The organism is Solibacillus sp. NPDC093137, assembly GCF_050280445.1.
GTDB lineage: Bacteria > Bacillota > Bacilli > Bacillales_A > Planococcaceae > Solibacillus > Solibacillus isronensis_B.
The window spans coordinates 1,969,486-1,989,071 of the sequence record NZ_JBNNVH010000001.1; the positions used below are offsets into that span (position 1 = coordinate 1,969,486).

The window sequence follows — 19,586 nt, forward strand, 5'->3', positions numbered from 1 at the left end:
CTGACAGACAGCTAAATGCTGTCTGTCTTTTTTAAAATAAATAAATCGATATAAGCGGAATAATAAAGGCCCCTACAACCGCGCTAAGCCCCATAGAGAGTGAGCCAATCGATAAATCTTCTTCACTATACTCCTTTAATTTTGTCAATCCGACACCATGCGAGGCACTTCCCATAGCGACTCCTCGACTGATCGCCGTATCAATTTTAAATAATTTAAAAAGTACCGGACCTAATATGGCACCAGTAAACCCTGCCACCATTACCATTACAGCAGTCAGCGGCGGTATCCCGCCAACAATATCACTTACTTGCATTGCAACAGGTGTTGTTAATGATTTCGGTAATGAAGTGAGGATAAAATCTTTGCTTGACCCGAAAAGTAAAAGTAATGCTACAACGCTAATTAGACCCGCGAGCATTGCGACAATGATGCTCGTAATAATCGAGTATTTGTATTTAAATATAAGTTCCCGCTGGTTGTATAAAGGAAATGCCAACGCTACGACTGCAGGACCGAGCATTTTGGATATCCATTGACCTCCTTCCATGTATGTTTCATAGGGAATATTAAAAACTAGTAAAATAATGACTGTAATACAAGTCGCCGTTAAAATAGGCAATAATAATGGGTGGCCAACCTTCAAGTACAGCCTGTTCAGTAATATAAAAAGAAGAACAGTGCTACTTATGATGAATAGAATTAGCAGTAGATGCAGCAATACTCTCTTCCTCCCTCATTTTGCGTTCCTTTCTTTCTATCAATTTACTTATTTTCCCCGTAATGACAAGCGCAAAAATTGTACTGATAATAACAGCTAAAACAAAAAGCCCTCCTGATAGCGTGAGCAGTTCCGGATAATTAATGACTGCCACTGTTGAAGGAATAAAAAACAATGTTAAAAATGTTAGCATAAAACTGGCACCGTTTTGTATGTATTTCACATTTAAAATTTTAAAGTAAAGAGCAAGCCATAATATAACTAACCCGATAATACTTCCAGGTATAATAATACCGGTAACCGAAACGATAAATTCTCCAATGAGATAAAACAAAATGATAATACCAATTTGAGCAATAGTACGAATAATCTCCACCAGCTAAACCCCTTTACACAGTTTTACCCACATCTGCATTATCAGGTAGTAACTCTCCAGCCTCTAAACGGAAATAGGTCGAAAAGGATAGGTGAGAGATCAGCTACCCGTAAAAGCCCGATTGGTTCGTGCCAACACGATGTGGGTCACACAAGCGTTGTCACAGGAAGTGACGGTTTTAACTTGTGTTCCTTCTAATCATAGGGATGCCCCACTGATTGAAGTTTTACTTTATTGTACGTCCATTAGAAATTTCTGTCTATTTTATTTTCCTACTATAATTTGGTTCATTACTTTGTATTTAAGAAAACATGAAAAGCTACCTTGTTTAAATTTATACAAGATAGCCTCAGTCAGTTATATTCATTTAAAATGTACTTAATCATCAAACTGCTCCTAATAATTGAAAGGTCGTTATCATTAATTTTTCATTTTACCTTTTTGTTTTAGCTGTACATCCATTAGTGATCCTAAAACACTTCTTAAAGCAAAAATCAGTTCATGTGCCGTTGCATTTTCATCAATAGCCTCTTTTGCAAATTGCATTGTCTGATTTATTTGATCGACAGATTGATCTGTCATTTCATTGAATGGAAATTGGTTTATATTGAATAGAATAGCCTGCAATGTCCCCCGTAAAACGGATTCGGCATTTTGGATCGAATTTTCCCTGTTAATATATTTATATGGATAATGTGATTCCATTATTAAATGGCTTGATTGAAGTTTCCCTGCCGCTGTAATCAGCCCGTCATAAGCTTGCGCTATATCAGTAGACCTAATATTGATAGCATCGAATATAGCGTGCTGTAACAACTCATAAGAGTCTATTGTAAAATCTTCATTTTGCACTTCAAGCAGTTTCCTTACTAATATATCTAGTGCAATTGTTGCAAAACGATCTGTCTGGCACTCATGCTTTTCTTCTTTTAACTCCAGTAATAATACAACTGTCGATGATATCCATTCACTTTGCAGTTTCTTTTTTTCACTTGAATAATTCATATCGTGACAACTCCCTTAATCAATGAAATCCTACAAGCAGTCCATCCCCAATAATTAGAGCTTATTTCACAATTGTGCCGAATTTCATTTAGTTTGTTTGCTCTACTTTTTTATTTTCCAAATGAATCTTTCAGTTATATATAACCATTTTTTACAATTTAAAAACACCCCTTATAATGGAGGTAAACTTATTTCTTCCATTATAATTCAATTTTTCTTTTTCATGAGTTGTCCCTTAGTTATTCATAACCACAAAAAACACTGCCCATTTTAAATGGACAGTGTAAATTTTAATATAATTATTTAGTTACAATATGGATTGGATTGCCTAGTAAAACTTCAGCAGCTTCCATTGTAATTTCACCTAAAGTTGGGTGTGCGTGGATAGTTAATGCGATATCTTCTGCAGTCATACCGCCTTCAATAGCAGTTGCCATTTCTGCGATCATATCAGAAGCACCAACACCAACGATTTGAGCACCAACTAATAAGCCGTCTTCTTTACGCGCTACTAGTTTCACGAAACCTTCTGTTTCGTTTAATGCTAAAGCACGACCGTTTGCAGCGAATGGGAATTTAGCAGCTTTCACTTCTAAACCTTCCGCTTTTGCTTGCTCTTCAGAGTAGCCTACAGTTGCCATTTCTGGATCTGTGAAGCATACTGCTGGAATTGCTAAGTAATCAACTTCTGATGGTTCACCAGCGATTGCTTCTGCAGCAACTTTACCTTCATAAGAAGCTTTGTGAGCAAGTTGTGGACCTGCAACGATATCACCGATTGCATAGATGTTCGATACTGAAGTACGACTTTGTTTGTCTACTTCCAATAATCCGCGTTCTGCGAATTTAATACCTACTTCTTCTAAGCCCATTTCATCAGTATTCGGACGACGACCAACAGTTACTAATACGTAATCTGCTTCAACAGTTTTTTCTTCGCCACCCGCTTCATAAGTAACAACTACGCCATTTTCGTTTTCTTCTACGCCTTTAGCAGATGCGTTTACTACAACTTCAACGCCCTTTTTCTTAAGACCTTTTTTAACGATTTGCGTCATTTGTTTTTCGAAACCAGCTAAAATATCTTTACCACCTTCGATAATTGTTACTTGAGAACCTAAGTTAGCATAAGCTGAACCAAGCTCTGTACCAATGTAACCGCCACCGATAACTACTAATTTACCTGGTACTTCAGGGAAAGATAATGCACCAGTTGAGCTTACTACACGTTTTGTAAATTTAAATGTTGGGATTTCGATTGGACGAGATCCTGTTGCTAAAATAGCATTTTTAAATGTATAAGTTTGAGCATTGTCGCCGTCGATAACACGTATAGTGTTTGCATCCACGAAGTATGCTTCACCTTTTACGATGTCTACTTTGTTTCCTTTTAATAAGCCTTCAACGCCGCCTACTAATTTTTTAACAACGCCGTCTTTAAATGCTTGTGCTTTAGACCAGTCTAATTTCACTTCAGATGCTGTAACACCCATATCATCTGAATGTTGGGCATTTTCAAAGCGGTGACCTACAGAAATTAAAGCTTTTGAAGGGATACAACCTACATTTAAACATACCCCGCCTAATGCTCCACGTTCAACGATTGTTACTTTTTGACCTGTTTGTGCTGCACGAATTGCTGCTACATAACCACCAGGGCCAGAACCTACTACAAGAGTATCTAGTTCGATTGGAAAATCTCCTACTACCATTTTTTTACGCCTCCATTAATAATAGTTGCGGCTCACTTAATAAACGTTTTAAATGATTTAAAGCGTTTTGTGCAGTCGCTCCATCGATCATTCGATGATCAAAGCTCAATGATAATGCTAACACATGTGCTGCTACAATTTCACCATTTTTTATTACTGGTTTCTCTGAAATACGGCCAATTCCTAAGATTGCCACTTCAGGATGGTTAATTACTGGTGTGAACCATTGTCCACCAGCTGAACCGATATTTGTAATCGACATTGACGCACCTTTCATTTCATGCGTTGCTAACTTACCATCACGTGCTTTTACAGCCAATTCATTAATTTCCTGTGATAAGCTAAATACAGACTTACGATCAGCATGCTTAATTACTGGAACTAATAAACCTTTTTCTGTATCAGCCGCAATACCAATATTATAATAATGTTTTTGAATAATTTCTTGTGTCGCATCATCCAGCGAACGGTTGAAATCAGGATATTTACGTAAAGTCGAGATTAAAGCCTTCACAACGTACGGTAAATACGTTAATTTAACACCTTGTTCTGCTGCAATATCTTTGAATTGTTTGCGGTGTGCAACAAGTTCTGTTACGTCCACTTCATCCATTAACGTTACGTGCGGAGCCGTATGTTTAGAATGAACCATCGCTTTGGCGATCGCTTTGCGGATACCGCTCATTTTTTCGCGTGTTTCAGGGAACTCGCCTTCAAGTGCAACAGGAGCAGCTTGTTTTGTTTCTGCTTGTGGCTGTTGTGTCTCTTTTACTTCTTCTGTTTCAGAAGCCGACTGTTGACCTCCGTTTAGGAAGCTCTCAATATCTTCTTTTAACACACGGCCGTTTTTGCCTGTGCCTGAAACTTGCTGAATCTCGACACCTTTTTCACGAGCATACTTACGAACAGAAGGCATTGCGATAATGCGTTTGCCTGAAGTTTCTGTTTCAGATGGCGATGCAGCTTTTTCTGTTTCAGCAGGAGCTTCCGGCTGAGCAGCGTCTGCACTTTTATCTGATTTAGTTTCTTCTTTTTTCACATTTTGGCCAGCCTCAGCAGTAGACTGTACTTGTGCTTCTGTTTTGTTTGATTCATTCGATTCGTGGTGGTCATCACCTTTTAGTTTTAAATCTTCATAGCCTGGTGCATCAAAGCGGATTAAGGCATCCCCGACAATCGCAACCGTTCCTTCTTCTACATAGATTTCTTCTACTGTACCATCAACTGGTGACGGAATTTCAACGACTGCTTTATCATTTTGAACTTCTGCTAAAATATCGTCTTCTTTTACTTGATCGCCAGGTTTAACGAACCACTTGACGATTTCACCTTCATGAATACCTTCTCCGATATCTGGTAAACGAAACGTAAATGCCATTTATCTCACCCTCAATTCTTAGAATGTTAAGACTTTCTTTGCGGTTTCCATTACATCTTTATACGTAGGTAACCATACACCTTCCGCTTGCGGGAATGAATAGATTGTATCTGGTGCAGCAACACGTAATACTGGCGCTTCCAATGATAGAATCGCACGTTCTGTAATTTCTGCGACTACATTTGCCGCAATACCTGCTTGCTTTTGCGCTTCCTGAACAACAATTGCGCGGCCTGTTTTTTCAACAGACGCAATAATTGTTTCGATATCTAACGGCTGAATTGTACGTAAATCGATTACTTCTACTGAGTATCCTTCTTTTTCCAATTCTTCTGCCGCTTTTAGACTTTCGTGAACCATTAAGCCGTAAGCTATGATAGAAAGGTCTTTTCCTTCACGCTTTACATCTGCTTTACCCAATTCAATTGTATATGACTCTTCCGGAACTTCTTCACGGAATGAACGGTATAGTTTTAAATGCTCTAAGAAAATAACCGGATTATCATCACGAATCGAAGCAATCATTAAACCTTTTGCATCATATGGTGTTGAGGGAATAACAACTTTTAATCCTGGTGATTGAGCCATCAACCCTTCTAAAGAATCCGAGTGCATTTCAGGCGTATGAACACCACCGCCAAATGGAGAGCGGATTGTTACTGGTGCATTATACGTACCACCTGAACGGTATCTCATACGAGCCAATTGCCCGCTGATAGAATCCATTACTTCGAATACGAAGCCGAAAAATTGAATTTCAGGTACTGGACGATATCCAGTTAACGCTAAACCAATTGCTAAACCACCGATTCCTGATTCTGCAAGTGGCGTATCAAATACACGATCAACGCCGAATTCTTTTTGAAGACCTTCAGTTGCACGGAATACCCCGCCGTTTACACCAACGTCTTCACCGAATACTAAAACGTTCTCGTCATTTTTTAATTCGCAACGTAATGCATCTGTAATTGCTTGAATCATTGTCATTTGTGCCATGGCTTATTTCGACTCCTTCTCTTTATAAATCGCATACTGTTCTTTTAAGTTCGCCGGCATTTCTCCAGCGTACATATTTTCCATTAATTCAGTAACTTTTTGTTTTGGTGCTTGGTCTGCTTGTTTAATAGCATCTTTAATCTCTTCTTTAGCACGCTCAATTACTGCTTCTTCTTTTTGTTCATCCCATAAACCTTTACCTTCAAGGAATGTGCGGAAGCGTACTAGTGGATCTTTCGCAGCCCATTCGTTGTCGATATCCGTTGTACGGTAACGTGTCGGGTCATCCCCCGCCATCGTATGTGGCCCATAACGGTAACACATTGTTTCGATTAATGTTGGCCCTTCACCACGAACTGCACGGTCACGCGCATCCTTTGTCGCTGCATATACTGCTAATGGGTCCATTCCGTCTACTAATACACATGGAATACCTGCCGCTACACCTTTTTGTGCAATTGTTTTAGCAGATGTCTGTAATTCACGCGGTGTTGAAATTGCATATTGGTTGTTTTGTACGATGAAGATCGCCGGTGATTTGAATGCACCTGCAAAGTTAATTCCTTCGTAGAAATCACCCTGTGATGAACCACCATCACCTGTATACGTAATCGCAACTGTTTTTGAACCACGTTTTTGTAAACCAAGTGCTACACCAGCAGTTTGGATATATTGTGCACCGATAATAATTTGTGGTGCCAATACATTAACGCCTTCCGGTACTTGGTTACCAATGAAGTGACCGCGGCTGAATAAAAATGCCTTCCATAACGGTAAACCGTGCATAACGATTTGTGGAACATCACGATAGCCCGGCAAAATCCAGTCTTCTTTTTCCAAAGCATAATGTGATGCAAGTTGTGAAGCTTCCTGACCAGCAGTCGGTGCATAGAAACCAAGACGTCCTTGACGGTTTAACGAAATCGAACGTTGATCTAAAATACGTACGTAAACCATACGTTCCATCAATTCAACTAATTGCTCGTCCGTTAATTCCGGCATTGCCGCTTCATTTACTATTTCACCCTGCTCGTTTAGAATTTGGAACATCTCAAACTTACTTTCAATTTCCTGTAACGTTCCAGCTGGGTCCAATTGATTCTTCATTTTTTCTGCCATTGTTTACATCCCCTTTGAACTGTATTAAAAAAAATTCATTTTTTACTAGTACAACGTTTCTATAACCCGAGTATAAAGAATAAAATTCTATCGGTCAATCATTGTTTATCATCTTAATTAAAGATTTTTCCTCACATCTAACGAAACTGATACAGTTACATTACCTGTATTACACCGGAATCACCTCTGTACTATAATAGAAAAAACATCCAATAAATTTTATTATTTAATTTATAACACCGCACGATTTATTCATTCCCTTATAATGAATTGTTAAATCTGAAATTATGATAAATTTCTTTTGGAAAAGGTTTTTTCTTACTTCGATTCCGGAGAGTCGTGTATACTTACACATATAAGTTTGAACTGAAAGGAAGTTTCACATGATTTTAATGGAACATATTATCCGTGAAGGACACCCTACTTTACGTACCCGCGCGGAGGAAGTTACTTTTCCGTTATCTGCAGAAGATCGACAACTCGCAGATGATATGCTGCAATATTTAATTAATAGCCAAAATCCTGAAATTGCTGAAAAATATAATTTACGCGGCGGCATCGGCTTAGCTGCAAACCAGGTAAACAGTTTAAAACGTATGTTTGCACTGCATTTGGAAGATGAAAACGGCGAACAGATCAGCTTTGTCGCAGTTAACCCTAAAATTGTAAGCCATTCTGTTGAACAGACTTATATAACAAGTGGCGAAGGCTGCTTATCTGTAGACCGTGCCGTGCCTGGCTATGTCTATCGCTATGCACGTATCACTGTGAAGTTTATGACAGTAGACGGAGAAGAAAAGAAAATGCGTTTATCAGGACTTCCTGCAATCGCGTTCCAGCACGAACTTGATCATTTAAACGGAGTCATGTTTTACGATCGAATCGATGAAAAAGACCCGTTTGTCCAATTAGAAAACAGCATTCCATTCGGAAGAGACTAACTTCTGCGGAACCCATTTTCGTTATTAGCGAAAATGGGTTCTTTTTTTGATCAGTTACTATAGAAGAAAGTCATTTTAGCTTTTGAATGTTCTAATAAAATCGTAAATGTTCTAATATCCTTTTAAATGTTCTAATAAAAATGAGATTTTCTAATATAACTGTCCATTCTAAAATGGCCGTGCGATGTTCTAAAACCCTTGCCATTCCTTCTAATATCGACATCCAAGTTTCTAATAAACATTAACATTGTTCAAATAAAGCAAATTCCCATTTGACAAACAAAAAACGCTGCGAAAAATATATTTTCACAACGCTTTTCCTAACCTAACTATATCAACTTCAACTTCTTCATCGCGTCAGCCAAGCCGTCATTGTCCACATGCCCCGTAATCATTGAAGCCACTTCCTTTGCCCGTTCATGACCATTTTCCATCGCAACACTATAGCCAAATTCCGAAAGCATTTCCATATCGTTTAATCCATCGCCAAATGTAATAACATCCTCTACCGGAAAATTAATATGTTCCAGCAATTTTCGAATGCCATTTGCCTTTGAACCACCATCTGGCAGCACATCACAAGAGAAAGGATGCCAGCGGATAAATTGCACTTGCGGGAATTGATGCTCATAAATAGGCTGATCTTTTTCTTCTATAAATACAAGTGTTTGATAAACCGGTGTATGCAAATAGTATTGCGGATCAATTTGCGGATACGGATATTGAAGTGTTGCTAAACTGCTTTCCACACTTTCATAGTCGCTTTCGCTAGCGATCATTTCCTTTTCATTCAGGAAAACTAACGGATGGTTCCGCTGTGCGCCAAATTCCAGAATTTCTGTTAAAGTTTCGTTGGCGATTTGATCTGTATAAACGACTTCACCTTGATAAACGACATATTGCCCGTTAAATGTCACATATGTATCGATTTTAAGCTCTTCCAGTATATCTTTTATCATAAATGGAGCACGTCCTGTTGCAATCGCAATTTCATGACCGTTTTCGCGCGCCTTGAATATCGCTTCCTTTGCTGAAGCAGGTAATTTTTTATCTGAATTGTATAGAGTACCGTCTACATCAAAAAATAATATTTTCTTCAATTTATAACGCTCCTTTATTTTTGTAGGCCCTTTACAAAAATCTGAATATTTAGTATAATGAGTTTGAGGAGTGATGACCTATGTTAAAACGTCTCAAAAAGAAATGGCGAAAACGATTAAATGGCATCCTCGGAAAAAAATTAATTGCCTAACACTTCATTTAGAGTGGTACGCCCGATTACAGGACGTGCCATTTTTTTCATTCGTGCCCACTTTACTGTTCACGAAATTTGAAGGGCTTTTCTTTATTTTAAAGGAGTCCCGTGATAATATAAAGGAAATGCATTTTTCTACAAGTTAGAAGTGCAGTAATAATGTTCGTACTTAAAGGAGAGTAACTATGATTTACAAAGTCTATTATCAAGAAAACATTTCTGAGATTCCAGTTCGCGAAAACACAAAAACACTTTATTTAGAGGCGTCATCTGAACGTGAAGTACGTCACTATTTAAAAGACCGTAACTACAATATCGAACTTGTTCAACTTCTAGAAGGCAACTATTTAGAATATGAACAAAATAGCCCGAATTTCCGTCTGGAGAACGCTTAATTGTTATGAAATTCGTTAAGAATGATCAAGCGGCTGTATTCGCACTCGGCGGACTGGGCGAAATCGGCAAAAACACATATGCAGTACAATTCCAAGATGAAATCATACTAATAGATGCAGGTATTAAATTCCCTGAAGACGATTTGCTTGGCATTGACTATGTAATTCCAGACTATACGTATTTAGTTCGAAACGTAGACAAAATCAAAGGCTTATTTATAACACATGGTCACGAAGATCATATCGGTGGTATTCCTTATTTATTACGTCAAGTTAATATTCCTGTATACGGCGGAAAACTTGCACTAGGTCTACTTCGCAACAAATTAGAAGAGCATGGCTTATTACGTACAACAAAACTGATTGAATTTAAAGAGAATGATGTCATTAAATTCCGTAAAACAGCTGTTAGCTTCTTCCGTACAACACATAGTATTCCAGATGCATATGGTATTGTCATCAAGACACCACCGGGTAATATTGTGCATACTGGTGACTTTAAGTTTGACTTTACTCCAGTAGGCGAGCCTGCTAACTTGACGAAAATGGCAGAAATCGGCCGTGATGGCGTCCTTTGTTTACTATCGGATAGTACAAATGCCGAAAAGCCTGATTTTACAATGTCTGAACGTACAGTCGGGAAAAGCATTGACGAAATTTTCCGTAAAGTTGACGGACGTATTATTTTTGCAACATTCGCTTCAAATATCCACCGTTTACAACAGGCAACTGATGCAGCTGTGAAATATGGTCGTAAAGTTGCTGTGTTCGGTCGTTCAATGGATAATGCGATTACAATCGGCCGTGAATTAGGCTATATTACAGCACCTAAAGAAACATTTGTTGATATACAAAGCTTAAACCGTTTACCTGCAAATGAAGTGATGATTTTATGTACCGGTTCTCAAGGTGAACCAATGGCTGCATTATCACGTATTGCTAACGGTACACACCGTCAGATTCAAATCCAGCCTGGTGATACAGTTGTATTCTCATCTTCTCCGGTTCCTGGTAACACGATGAGCGTAAACAAAATCATCAACTTATTATTCCGCGCTGGTGCTGAAGTTATCCATGGCGCATTAAATAATATCCATACTTCAGGTCACGGTTCTCAACAAGAACAAAAGCTTATGCTTCGTTTAATGAAACCGAAATTCTTTATGCCGATTCATGGTGAATATCGCATGTTGAAAATTCATACTGAATTAGCTGAAGCTTGTGAAGTTCCATTGGAAAACTCATTCGTTATGGAAAATGGTGATGTTCTTGCATTAAGTGCAAATGAAGCACATGTGGCAGGACGCATTCCTTCAGGCGATGTGTATATCGATGGTAATGGAATTGGGGATATCGGCAATATCGTATTACGCGATCGACGAATTCTTTCAGAAGAAGGTTTAGTCATCGTAGTCGTAAGTGTCGATATGGCTAAAAACAAAATTGTTTCTGGTCCAGATATTATTTCTCGCGGATTTGTGTATATGCGTGAATCAGGCATGATGATCAATGAAGCACAAAAAATGCTGAACCATCATTTAAACAGCACAATTCAGGAAAAAGATACACAATGGAATGATTTGAAAAATGAAATTACCGATGTATTAGGCCCATATTTATATGAAAAAACGAAACGTCGTCCAATGATTTTACCGATCATTATGGAAGTATAAAACGGGACTAGTCCTCAATATAAAAAATCCATCATTTTGCTTTCGCAAGATGATGGATTTTTAGTTATATCCAAATTTATTATCGTCAACAACGGTCTAACTTACTTCTGAATAACCTTCTTCACAAATCGGTTAATATCAACATCCGCACCGATAATGAGCAGGACATCCCCTACTTGAATGCGTTCGGTTGCATTTGGGGAAATCATGATTTCATCACCGCGTGTAATGCCGACGATGTTCAAACCGTATTTTGCCCGTACATCCAGCTCGATTAACGATTGGCCGGCGATGCTTTCATTTGCTTTAATTTCCATGATTGAATGTTCACCTGAAATCTCCAAGTAATCAAGAACACTATTTGACATCATGTTATTAGCGATTCGGATACCCATATCACGTTCAGGATGCACAACAAAATCCGCACCGATTTTCAGCAATACTTTTTCATGGTAGTCGTTTTGCGCCTTTACTGTAATTTGCGGAACGCCGAGCTCTTTCAAAATAAGCGTCGTTAAAATACTCGATTGGATATCTTCTCCAATCGCTACAATAACATGTTCGAAATTCCATAAACCTAGTGATTTGATCGTTTCCTCTTCTGTCGTATCCGCTACTACAGCCTGTGTTGCAATACGGGCATATTCATCGACACGTTCACTATCTGTATCGATTGCCATTACATTGGCTCCCTGTTTAACGAGTTCACGTACGATACTTCCCCCAAAACGTCCCAGCCCTATTACTACGAATTCTTTTTTCATACTATTCTCCTCCGAACATCCAGTTGCAACTAGTTTAACGTATCAAAACAGCTGTTGTCATTAAATTATACGTTCTATTTTCTGTTGCAGTAATTTTAATGCAAAATAGCCCGCCTTAAAAAAGCGTAATTGCTGCTGTTGATCAAATATATAGTAAGCAGGTACGAATTTGTTTCCAAACCTGTCGCTTATTTTTAGTTCATTATCAAGGTAAACAGGGTATATTAATTCCAATTGCTTTATTTTCTCTTTTACAAGGGCTTCCGAATAATCCGACTCTTCTCTTGGCATATGAATCGCATGAACCGCTAACCGATCCCCAAATATCCGCTCCAATTCCTTCAAGTTTTTGATGGAATGGGCACATTCCGAACAGCTCATTGACCAGAAATAAACCAATGTTGCTTTAGCATTTTCTTCGTAAGTATTCTCCCGATTTAATATTTTCGTCGCGCCACTTAGCGATGGCATTATTGTTCGAATTCTCATTTATATTCACCTCGTTGTAACATATGTAATGACGGATTTTTCGGTACCATTCAAATGCCCCAATACGTATATCAATATATTTGGACAAGACCCTTGAAAATACATATTTATTAGGTATAATTATTATTGCTTTCGTAAACTTAAAGTAATGTAAAAGTAAACTTCCTTACTCAAGGTTTATAAACAGTAAACTATTGAGCGAAAAATATAAGGGGTGTGACTATATGCAAATTGGTTCAAAAATTAAAGCCCTTCGTATAAAAAAAGGGCTTACCCAGGAAGAGCTTGGGGAACGTACTGATTTAACGAAAGGTTATATTTCGCAATTGGAGCGAGACTTAAATTCCCCTTCCATTGAAACATTGTTTAACTTACTGGAAGTTCTCGGGTGTACACCGCGAGACTTTTTTGATGATACGCAAGAAAATGAAAAAATTGTTTTCACAAAAGATGATCAAACATGCTTTATTGATCAGGATAAAAAATATGAAATCGAGTGGCTTATTCCTACTTCAAATGAAAAGGAAATGGAGCCTGTTTTCATTACATTGCAAAAAGATGCAGAATTTAAAGCATTTGAGCCGTCACTGGCAGAGACGTTCATCTATGTTCAAAACGGACGGATTCGAGTCGTTTTGGGCAATGATGAATACATAGCAAGTGAAGGTGATGCCGTATATTACGAAGCATCTTCCAACCATCAAATTTTCAATGCGCACAGTGGCATAACAAAATTGCTCCTTGTCGCGACACAATCATATTTATAAATTAGGAGGATGCAAAATGGATAACACAATTATTCGCTTTGAAAATGTCACAAAATCATATGATGACGGAACAGTAGTATTAAAAAATATTAACTTTGAATTGGAACGAGGTAAGTTCTATACATTACTCGGACCATCCGGATGCGGGAAAACAACGATTTTACGTATTATTGCCGGGTTTACCGATGCATCTACGGGTGATGTTTTCTTCAACGGAAAACGGATTAACGATGTGCCTGCAAATGAACGCCAAGTAAACACAGTATTTCAGGATTACGCGCTCTTCCCCCACTTGAATGTTTTTGAAAATGTAGCATTTGGCTTAAGAATCAAAAAAGTAAAAGAAGCTGAAGTGAAAGAACGTGTACAGGAAGCATTGAAGTTCGTTAACTTGGCAGGCTACGGCAGCCGGGAAATTTCGGAAATGTCTGGTGGTCAGCGTCAGCGTGTTGCGATTGCCCGTGCAATTGTCAATGATCCGGATGTAATTTTACTCGATGAGCCTTTATCTGCACTTGATTTAAAATTACGTACAGAAATGCAGTATGAGCTTCGCGAACTGCAGCAGCGTCTTGGCAAAACATTTATATTTGTTACGCATGATCAGGAAGAAGCGCTTGCGATGAGTGATGAAATATTTGTTCTTTCTCAAGGTGAAATTAAACAATCCGGTACACCTGTTGATATTTATGATGAGCCAATCAACCGTTTTGTTGCAGACTTTATCGGTGAATCCAATATTGTGGACGGCATCATGATTGAAGATTACCGTGTGAAATTTGCCGGAAAAGAGTTTGAATGTGTCGATGCCGGGATGAAGAAGAACGAAAAAATCGATATCGTTATTCGCCCGGAAGACCTGGAAATTACTACACCCGAAAATGGCAAGCTAATCGTAACAGTAGATACACAGCTGTTCCGCGGCGTGCACTACGAATTATCGACATATGATAAAGACGGCAATGAATGGCTTGTTCATTCATTGAAAAAAGCGGAAGTTGGAGCGGAAATCGGATTGGACTTTGATCCGGAAGCAATCCACGTAATGCGTTTAAACGAAACGGAAGAAGATTTTGATAAACGTCTGGAAGCGTATGGGGATGAAGAACATGAATAAAGCAGCTAAAGGACCTTTAATCCCCTACGTATTTTGGATAATTTTATTCGTTATCGCACCAATTGCGTTAATCGTCTATTATTCTGTTCTTGATTTGAACGGGAACTTTACATTGGCCAACTATGCGAAGTTCTTTACACCGGTTTATTTGAAAATGACATTGAGCAGTTTCTGGTATGCTTTTTTAATTACATTGTTCACATTATTATTTGCCTACCCTACTGCCTACTTACTGACAAAAACGAAGCATAAACAGCTATGGCTTATGCTGATTATTATCCCTTCTTGGATTAACCTGCTGTTAAAAACATACGCATTTATCGGCATTTTCGGTTTATACGGTCCGATCAATGCACTGATTGAAGTATTTGGTTTTGATCCAAAGCAAATTTTATTTACAGACTTTAGTTTCGTATTTGTATCGGTCTATATTTTCATTCCGTTTATGATTATTCCGATTTTCAACTCATTGGACAAAATGAATCCTTCACTTATTTATGCTTCACGTGACTTAGGGGCAAATGCATGGACAACTTTCCGCCGTGTCATTTTCCCGCTGACAATCGACGGCGTAAAATCAGGTATTCAAGTAACGTTCATTCCGGCATTATCACTGTTCATGATTACACGTTTAATCGCCGGCAACCAGGTCATTACTTTAGGTACGGCGATCGAGCAGCAATTCCTCGTTTCCCAAAACTGGGGTATGGGTTCGACAATTGCCGTGTTCTTAATTTTATTCATGGTGCTTACAATGCTGTTTACTAGACAAAAATCTAAAGGAGGACGTGTCTGATGAAAAAGTTGTCCGCTATGTCGAAAGTATATTTACTTTTCGTATTCGCGATCCTTTACGCACCAATATTTTATTTAATTTTCTACTCCTTTAACAGTGGCGGCAACATGAATAACTTCGAGTCATTCACCCTTGAGCACTATGCGGCTGTATTTGAAGATTCGAGATTAATTATCATTTTGCTGAACACAGTACTCGTTGCCCTTTTATCAGGTTTAATCGCAACGATTATCGGAACGCTTGGGGCAATCGGTATTGTTTCATTGAAAGACAAAAAGATGCGCAATACATTGCTTTCGTTAAATAATGTATTAATTGTTTCACCTGATGTTGTAATCGGTGCAAGCTTCTTAATTTTATTTACGATGATCGGTGTAAAACTAGGGTTCGCTTCAGTACTTGTATCGCATGTAGCGTTCAGTGTACCGATCGTTGTTCTTATGGTTTTACCGAAATTGTTTGAAATGAATACTTCCCTAATCGATGCTGCACGAGACTTAGGTGCTACTAAACGCGATGTATTGACACGTGTTATTTTACCTTATATTTCACCAGGGATATTCGCCGGTTTCTTCATGGCATTGACGTATTCACTAGATGACTTTGCAGTTACATTTTTCGTAACAGGAAATGGCTTCAGCACATTATCTGTTGAAATTTACTCAATGGCCCGTGCCGGTATTTCATTAACAATCAATGCTATTTCAGGATTAGTATTTGCTGTAACGGTATTAATCGTTATCGGATACTACTTTATTAACAAACGTTCAAAATCAGTAGCAACGGGGGGACAACGATGAGAGAATTAGTACAAGCAACGGCTGCCATTGTCATTGTATGTGCCCTGCTGTTTTTTACAGTTGACCGTATGCAATCAGCTGGTTCTGCAGGAAGTAAAGATACTTTAACGGTTTATAACTGGGGGGAATATATCGACCCGGAATTAATCGATAAGTTTGAAGACGAAACAGGAATTAAAGTAACATATGAAACATTTGATTCAAATGAAGCGATGTTGACGAAAGTACAGCAAGGCGGTTCTGCCTATGATATTGCGGTCCCTTCTGAATATACAATCGAATCGATGAAGGAAGATGACCTGCTCATTCCGATTGATCACGGTTTAGTGCCCAATCTGAAAAATATTAATGCAGACTTTATGGATCTGCCGTTCGATCCGGGCAATGAATACTCCATTCCTTATTTCTGGGGAACAGTTGGGGTTGTCTATAATCCGAATTTAATCGAAGACCATTTAACATTCGAAACTTGGGAAGACTTATGGGATCCTTCATTAAAACGAAAAGTATTTCTGGTTGATGGTTCACGTGAAGTAATTGGGATGGGACTGAACTCAATCGGCGAATCGCTTAATGTGAAAGATGAAGATTTATTGCGTGAAGCGACAGATCACTTAATTGAGCTTTCACCAAATATTAAAGCGATTATCGGCGATGAGATTACTCCGCTTATGATAAACAATGAAGCATCTGTAGCATTAACATTCTCCGGTCAGGCCGCAGATATGATGTGGGAAAATGAAGAATTGGAGTTTGCCGTACCGCAAGAAGGCTCCAACTTATGGTTTGATAATATGGTCATTCCAAAAACTTCACAAAATATTGAAGGTGCCCATAAATTTATCAACTTTATGCTTGATCCTGAAAATGCTGCGCAAAACGCGGACTATGTCGGCTATTCAACACCGAATGAAGCAGCATGGGAACTCATGGACGAGGAAGTTATTAACGACGAACGTTTCTATCCGTCACATGACCAACGTGAAACATTGGAAGTTTATGAAAACCTTGGCCTTGAATGGTTAGGTAAATATAACGAATACTTCCTTGAATTTAAGATGAGTTTGAGATAGAACAAAAGCGTGACCAAAATTTTTGGTCACGCTTTTTTATAGCTTATGTATGATTCGCTTATCGATTTGATTGTTTCGTTCATCCCACATTGTATGAATTTCAAATGTCCCTGGCTCAAAGAATAAATCGAAGCGCACTTGAATGTCTTCCTGCATCGGGTAATTCCTGGCTTCGCTTATTTTTACCCACTCCAGCTCCCCTTCATTGCAGGAGCCTAAAACTTCGCCCGTAAAATGATCCGTCCAATAGTTATAAATAATAAAATGATCGTGCAGTTCCGGATTTGTATAATGGGAGATTCCTTTAAATACTAAAGACTGTACATCCAGTCCTGTCTCTTCTTTTACTTCCCGGATTGCCCCTTCAGCAAAGCCTTCAGGAAAGTCCACTTTACCACCTGGTGGAATATAGCCTTTGAAATGATCATGCTGGCGATTGAGCAATAACACACGATCCTCTTTTTGTATCATTACAACAGTCCAAAATTTATAATTCATCTATACCTCCCCTTTCACATGCCGCTAATTCCAGACATGATATATGGTATTACTGATTTAATATAGGTTTCCGGTTCAACTTTTTCACCGCTTCTTTTCCACTCCACAGAAGCTCCGTATATCCCCCAGCTCAACATGAGTGCTGTAAGCTTTAATGCTTGCATATCTTCATTGGCACGCTGTTTAAGGAGCATTTGATAAAAAATAATTTCAAGCTGTTCCCTGATGATTCGAGCAATCGTATCTTCATACCCCCGATGGCAGCGTGTAGATAGTGACATTTGGAAATCTGTAATAGCCTTGAAAATGCTGCATACCACTTCTTCATTTAGTTCACTGCTTTTGTACGTCTCACAGTCTAAATTAACTAATAATACTTCCGATAATGATTTATCCAAAAGATCGTAAATATCTTCAAAATGATAATAGAAAGTTGCACGGTTAATCATCGCCTCAGCTGTAATATCCTTCACCGTTATATCCTTAAATTCCTTCTGACTTGAAAGTTCTATAAAAGCATCCATTATTAGTTTACGTGTACGACGTATTCTAGGATCTACTTTTACTTCCTTCATTATTATCCCTCCTATTTTTTATACAGATTTTCGAATGTGTTGAATATACAACATATCGCCCGAACTATCGGTACTCAATGTATTTAACATATTTTACAATTCAATTATAGAACAAAGATATCACTTAAGGGAGGAATTGACATTGAAAAATAATAATATGGTTTGTGATTTAGTAACTGGGGTTTGTGGTGTGGCTGAGGAAAATGAATTGGAACTAATTGATTTTAACAAACAGGAAAAATCAGTGGACCTTTATTATGTTACAGATCCTATTTGTTCGCATTGCTGGGCAATTGAACCTGTAATTGGACGTTTTTTAAAACAGTATGGAAAGCATTTCAACTTCCATACAGTAATGGGTGGCTTGCTGGAAAAATGGCATGATGGACCTATTGATCCTGCAAACGGAATATATAAGCCAGCTGACGTAGCAGGCCATTGGCGGGAAGTAGGTCAGTATTCAAGAATGCCGATTGATGGTTCTTTAATGGTGGATAATCCTGTTCAATCATCTTATCCTCCATCTCATGTTTTCAAAGTACTCCAAAAGAATTATAGCGAGAATATTGCATCCGAATTTTTACGTCGTGCAAGAGAAGCCCTTTTTGTTTCTAACAAGAATATTTCTGAACGATCTGTTTTAGTGGAACTTGTCAATCAGCTAGGACTTGATGGCGAATCAATTGTAAGTGAAGCAGAGCAACCAATCGGACAACAATTATTAAATGAAGATTTCGACCTTGTGAAAACTCTCGGAGTTAGAGGTTTCCCAACGATCGTCATAGTGAACAAGGAAAATAAAGGTGTCAAAATTGTTGGTGGTCAGCCGTTACAGGCCTATATTGACGGTTTAAAACAAGTTATTGATAACGAGGAACTTCAACCAACAGAACGACCATCCTTACCTACACTTCTAAAAACGGAAAAGCTAATTTTTTCTAAAGAAATTGAAGTGATGTACGATCTGGAAAAATCGGTTGTTCAATCTTTTATTAATCAGCAACTTTCATCAAACGAATACACGTTGCATGAAATTCTCGGTGAATCCTATATCGTAACGAAATAATGTTTATTAAATACTGAATTTTAATGTACCCCTTACACAAAAATATTATGTGTAAGGGGTATACTTTTTA

At 38.3% G+C, this 19,586-nt stretch carries 21 protein-coding genes; 9 read left to right on the forward strand and 12 right to left on the reverse strand.

The features are described from left to right. Positions 1–31: 31 nt before the first annotated feature. The 7 genes from ACQKN3_RS10035 to pdhA all read right to left on the reverse strand — a co-directional run bounded on the left by ACQKN3_RS10035 (position 32) and on the right by pdhA (position 7,307). The gene (locus tag ACQKN3_RS10035; RefSeq protein WP_285848813.1) at positions 32–721 is read right to left on the reverse strand and encodes an LrgB family protein; all 690 of its coding nucleotides are present in this window, start codon (positions 719–721) and stop codon (positions 32–34) included. Beyond that, positions 684–1,097, reverse strand: a complete 414-nt coding sequence (locus ACQKN3_RS10040) for a CidA/LrgA family protein (RefSeq protein ID WP_251689577.1) — start codon at positions 1,095–1,097, stop codon at positions 684–686. Before ACQKN3_RS10040 ends, ACQKN3_RS10035 begins: the two co-directional genes overlap by 38 nt. A 420-nt stretch (positions 1,098–1,517) precedes the next feature. Next, positions 1,518–2,102, reverse strand: coding sequence for a hypothetical protein (locus ACQKN3_RS10045; protein WP_251689578.1), 585 nt, complete (start codon positions 2,100–2,102; stop codon positions 1,518–1,520). A 299-nt stretch (positions 2,103–2,401) separates the two neighbouring features. Further along, positions 2,402–3,814 (reverse strand): dihydrolipoyl dehydrogenase, encoded by a 1,413-nt coding sequence (gene lpdA / locus ACQKN3_RS10050; RefSeq protein WP_427711098.1) that lies wholly within the window; start codon positions 3,812–3,814, stop codon positions 2,402–2,404. A gap of 4 nt (positions 3,815–3,818) precedes the next feature. Further along, the gene (locus ACQKN3_RS10055) at positions 3,819–5,192 is read right to left on the reverse strand and encodes a dihydrolipoamide acetyltransferase family protein (protein WP_251689584.1); all 1,374 of its coding nucleotides are present in this window, start codon (positions 5,190–5,192) and stop codon (positions 3,819–3,821) included. A gap of 18 nt (positions 5,193–5,210) precedes the next feature. Then, positions 5,211–6,188 (reverse strand): alpha-ketoacid dehydrogenase subunit beta, encoded by a 978-nt coding sequence (locus ACQKN3_RS10060; RefSeq protein WP_251689586.1) that lies wholly within the window; start codon positions 6,186–6,188, stop codon positions 5,211–5,213. Between the two features lie 3 nt (positions 6,189–6,191). Continuing rightward, the gene (gene pdhA / locus ACQKN3_RS10065) at positions 6,192–7,307 is read right to left on the reverse strand and encodes a pyruvate dehydrogenase (acetyl-transferring) E1 component subunit alpha (RefSeq protein WP_427711101.1); all 1,116 of its coding nucleotides are present in this window, start codon (positions 7,305–7,307) and stop codon (positions 6,192–6,194) included. A gap of 383 nt (positions 7,308–7,690) precedes the next feature. On the opposite strand from pdhA, the gene def reads away from it, so the two are divergent. Continuing rightward, positions 7,691–8,248 carry a peptide deformylase gene (gene def, locus ACQKN3_RS10070; protein WP_251689588.1) on the forward strand — a complete coding sequence of 186 codons (558 nt, stop codon included), beginning with the start codon at positions 7,691–7,693 and terminating at the stop codon, positions 8,246–8,248. Positions 8,249–8,577: 329 nt separating this feature from the next. On the opposite strand, the gene ACQKN3_RS10075 is transcribed toward def, so the two are convergent. Continuing rightward, positions 8,578–9,348 carry a Cof-type HAD-IIB family hydrolase gene (locus ACQKN3_RS10075; protein ID WP_427711103.1) on the reverse strand — a complete coding sequence of 257 codons (771 nt, stop codon included), beginning with the start codon at positions 9,346–9,348 and terminating at the stop codon, positions 8,578–8,580. 340 nt (positions 9,349–9,688) lie between these two features. Here ACQKN3_RS10075 and ACQKN3_RS10080 point away from each other — a divergent pair, with 340 nt between their 5' ends. Both ACQKN3_RS10080 and rnjA read left to right on the forward strand, forming a co-directional pair. Continuing rightward, complete coding sequence (locus ACQKN3_RS10080; protein WP_008403475.1) at positions 9,689–9,898, forward strand: DNA-dependent RNA polymerase subunit epsilon; 210 nt, start codon at positions 9,689–9,691, stop codon at positions 9,896–9,898. Between the two features lie 5 nt (positions 9,899–9,903). Beyond that, on the forward strand, positions 9,904–11,571 hold the full coding sequence (gene rnjA, locus ACQKN3_RS10085; RefSeq protein WP_008403476.1) for a ribonuclease J1: 1,668 nt from the start codon (positions 9,904–9,906) through the stop codon (positions 11,569–11,571). 101 nt (positions 11,572–11,672) lie between these two features. Here the strand turns inward: rnjA and ACQKN3_RS10090 are convergent, their stop codons facing one another. Beyond that, the gene (locus ACQKN3_RS10090) at positions 11,673–12,335 is read right to left on the reverse strand and encodes a potassium channel family protein (RefSeq protein WP_251689592.1); all 663 of its coding nucleotides are present in this window, start codon (positions 12,333–12,335) and stop codon (positions 11,673–11,675) included. Positions 12,336–12,395: 60 nt separating this feature from the next. Next, complete coding sequence (locus ACQKN3_RS10095; protein WP_251689594.1) at positions 12,396–12,824, reverse strand: redoxin domain-containing protein; 429 nt, start codon at positions 12,822–12,824, stop codon at positions 12,396–12,398. Between the two features lie 224 nt (positions 12,825–13,048). On the opposite strand from ACQKN3_RS10095, the gene ACQKN3_RS10100 reads away from it, so the two are divergent. Genes ACQKN3_RS10100 through ACQKN3_RS10120 form a run of 5 tightly spaced genes read left to right on the forward strand, consistent with a single transcriptional unit; the run spans position 13,049 to position 17,377 of the window. After that, positions 13,049–13,591 (forward strand): helix-turn-helix domain-containing protein, encoded by a 543-nt coding sequence (locus ACQKN3_RS10100; RefSeq protein WP_427711107.1) that lies wholly within the window; start codon positions 13,049–13,051, stop codon positions 13,589–13,591. A 16-nt stretch (positions 13,592–13,607) separates the two neighbouring features. After that, entirely contained in the window at positions 13,608–14,708 is a 1,101-nt protein-coding gene (locus ACQKN3_RS10105; protein ID WP_427711109.1) for an ABC transporter ATP-binding protein, read from the forward strand. Then, positions 14,701–15,504, forward strand: coding sequence for an ABC transporter permease (locus ACQKN3_RS10110; protein ID WP_251689599.1), 804 nt, complete (start codon positions 14,701–14,703; stop codon positions 15,502–15,504). Before ACQKN3_RS10105 ends, ACQKN3_RS10110 begins: the two co-directional genes overlap by 8 nt. Further along, positions 15,504–16,304 (forward strand): ABC transporter permease, encoded by an 801-nt coding sequence (locus tag ACQKN3_RS10115; protein ID WP_251689601.1) that lies wholly within the window; start codon positions 15,504–15,506, stop codon positions 16,302–16,304. Before ACQKN3_RS10110 ends, ACQKN3_RS10115 begins: the two co-directional genes overlap by 1 nt. After that, a complete protein-coding gene (locus ACQKN3_RS10120) occupies positions 16,301–17,377 on the forward strand; it encodes an ABC transporter substrate-binding protein (RefSeq protein WP_427711112.1) in 1,077 nt (358 codons plus the stop codon). The genes ACQKN3_RS10115 and ACQKN3_RS10120 overlap by 4 nt, the downstream gene beginning before the upstream one ends. A gap of 36 nt (positions 17,378–17,413) precedes the next feature. Here the strand turns inward: ACQKN3_RS10120 and ACQKN3_RS10125 are convergent, their stop codons facing one another. Then, positions 17,414–17,875 (reverse strand): 8-oxo-dGTP diphosphatase, encoded by a 462-nt coding sequence (locus tag ACQKN3_RS10125; RefSeq protein WP_008403489.1) that lies wholly within the window; start codon positions 17,873–17,875, stop codon positions 17,414–17,416. Positions 17,876–17,889: 14 nt separating this feature from the next. Beyond that, positions 17,890–18,450: a TetR/AcrR family transcriptional regulator gene (locus tag ACQKN3_RS10130; protein WP_065216489.1), complete on the reverse strand. Its 561-nt coding sequence runs from the start codon at positions 18,448–18,450 to the stop codon at positions 17,890–17,892. A 142-nt stretch (positions 18,451–18,592) separates the two neighbouring features. Between ACQKN3_RS10130 and ACQKN3_RS10135 the strand changes: the two genes are divergently transcribed. After that, entirely contained in the window at positions 18,593–19,516 is a 924-nt protein-coding gene (locus ACQKN3_RS10135) for a DsbA family protein (RefSeq protein ID WP_427711115.1), read from the forward strand. Positions 19,517–19,586: the final 70 nt, after the last annotated feature.

Coding starts and splice junctions, on each gene's coding strand:
- ACQKN3_RS10060 (WP_251689586.1), bottom strand. CDS start 6,188: ATGGCACAAATGACAATGATTCAAGCAATTACAGATGCATTACGTTGC.
- ACQKN3_RS10090 (WP_251689592.1), bottom strand. CDS start 12,335: ATGAAAAAAGAATTCGTAGTAATAGGGCTGGGACGTTTTGGGGGAAGT.
- def (WP_251689588.1), top strand. CDS start 7,691: ATGATTTTAATGGAACATATTATCCGTGAAGGACACCCTACTTTACGT.
- lpdA (WP_427711098.1), bottom strand. CDS start 3,814: ATGGTAGTAGGAGATTTTCCAATCGAACTAGATACTCTTGTAGTAGGT.
- ACQKN3_RS10125 (WP_008403489.1), bottom strand. CDS start 17,875: ATGAATTATAAATTTTGGACTGTTGTAATGATACAAAAAGAGGATCGT.
- ACQKN3_RS10105 (WP_427711109.1), top strand. CDS start 13,608: ATGGATAACACAATTATTCGCTTTGAAAATGTCACAAAATCATATGAT.
- pdhA (WP_427711101.1), bottom strand. CDS start 7,307: ATGGCAGAAAAAATGAAGAATCAATTGGACCCAGCTGGAACGTTACAG.
- ACQKN3_RS10130 (WP_065216489.1), bottom strand. CDS start 18,450: ATGAAGGAAGTAAAAGTAGATCCTAGAATACGTCGTACACGTAAACTA.
- ACQKN3_RS10100 (WP_427711107.1), top strand. CDS start 13,049: ATGCAAATTGGTTCAAAAATTAAAGCCCTTCGTATAAAAAAAGGGCTT.
- rnjA (WP_008403476.1), top strand. CDS start 9,904: ATGAAATTCGTTAAGAATGATCAAGCGGCTGTATTCGCACTCGGCGGA.
- ACQKN3_RS10045 (WP_251689578.1), bottom strand. CDS start 2,102: ATGAATTATTCAAGTGAAAAAAAGAAACTGCAAAGTGAATGGATATCA.
- ACQKN3_RS10110 (WP_251689599.1), top strand. CDS start 14,701: ATGAATAAAGCAGCTAAAGGACCTTTAATCCCCTACGTATTTTGGATA.
- ACQKN3_RS10095 (WP_251689594.1), bottom strand. CDS start 12,824: ATGAGAATTCGAACAATAATGCCATCGCTAAGTGGCGCGACGAAAATA.
- ACQKN3_RS10080 (WP_008403475.1), top strand. CDS start 9,689: ATGATTTACAAAGTCTATTATCAAGAAAACATTTCTGAGATTCCAGTT.
- ACQKN3_RS10120 (WP_427711112.1), top strand. CDS start 16,301: ATGAGAGAATTAGTACAAGCAACGGCTGCCATTGTCATTGTATGTGCC.
- ACQKN3_RS10115 (WP_251689601.1), top strand. CDS start 15,504: ATGAAAAAGTTGTCCGCTATGTCGAAAGTATATTTACTTTTCGTATTC.
- ACQKN3_RS10055 (WP_251689584.1), bottom strand. CDS start 5,192: ATGGCATTTACGTTTCGTTTACCAGATATCGGAGAAGGTATTCATGAA.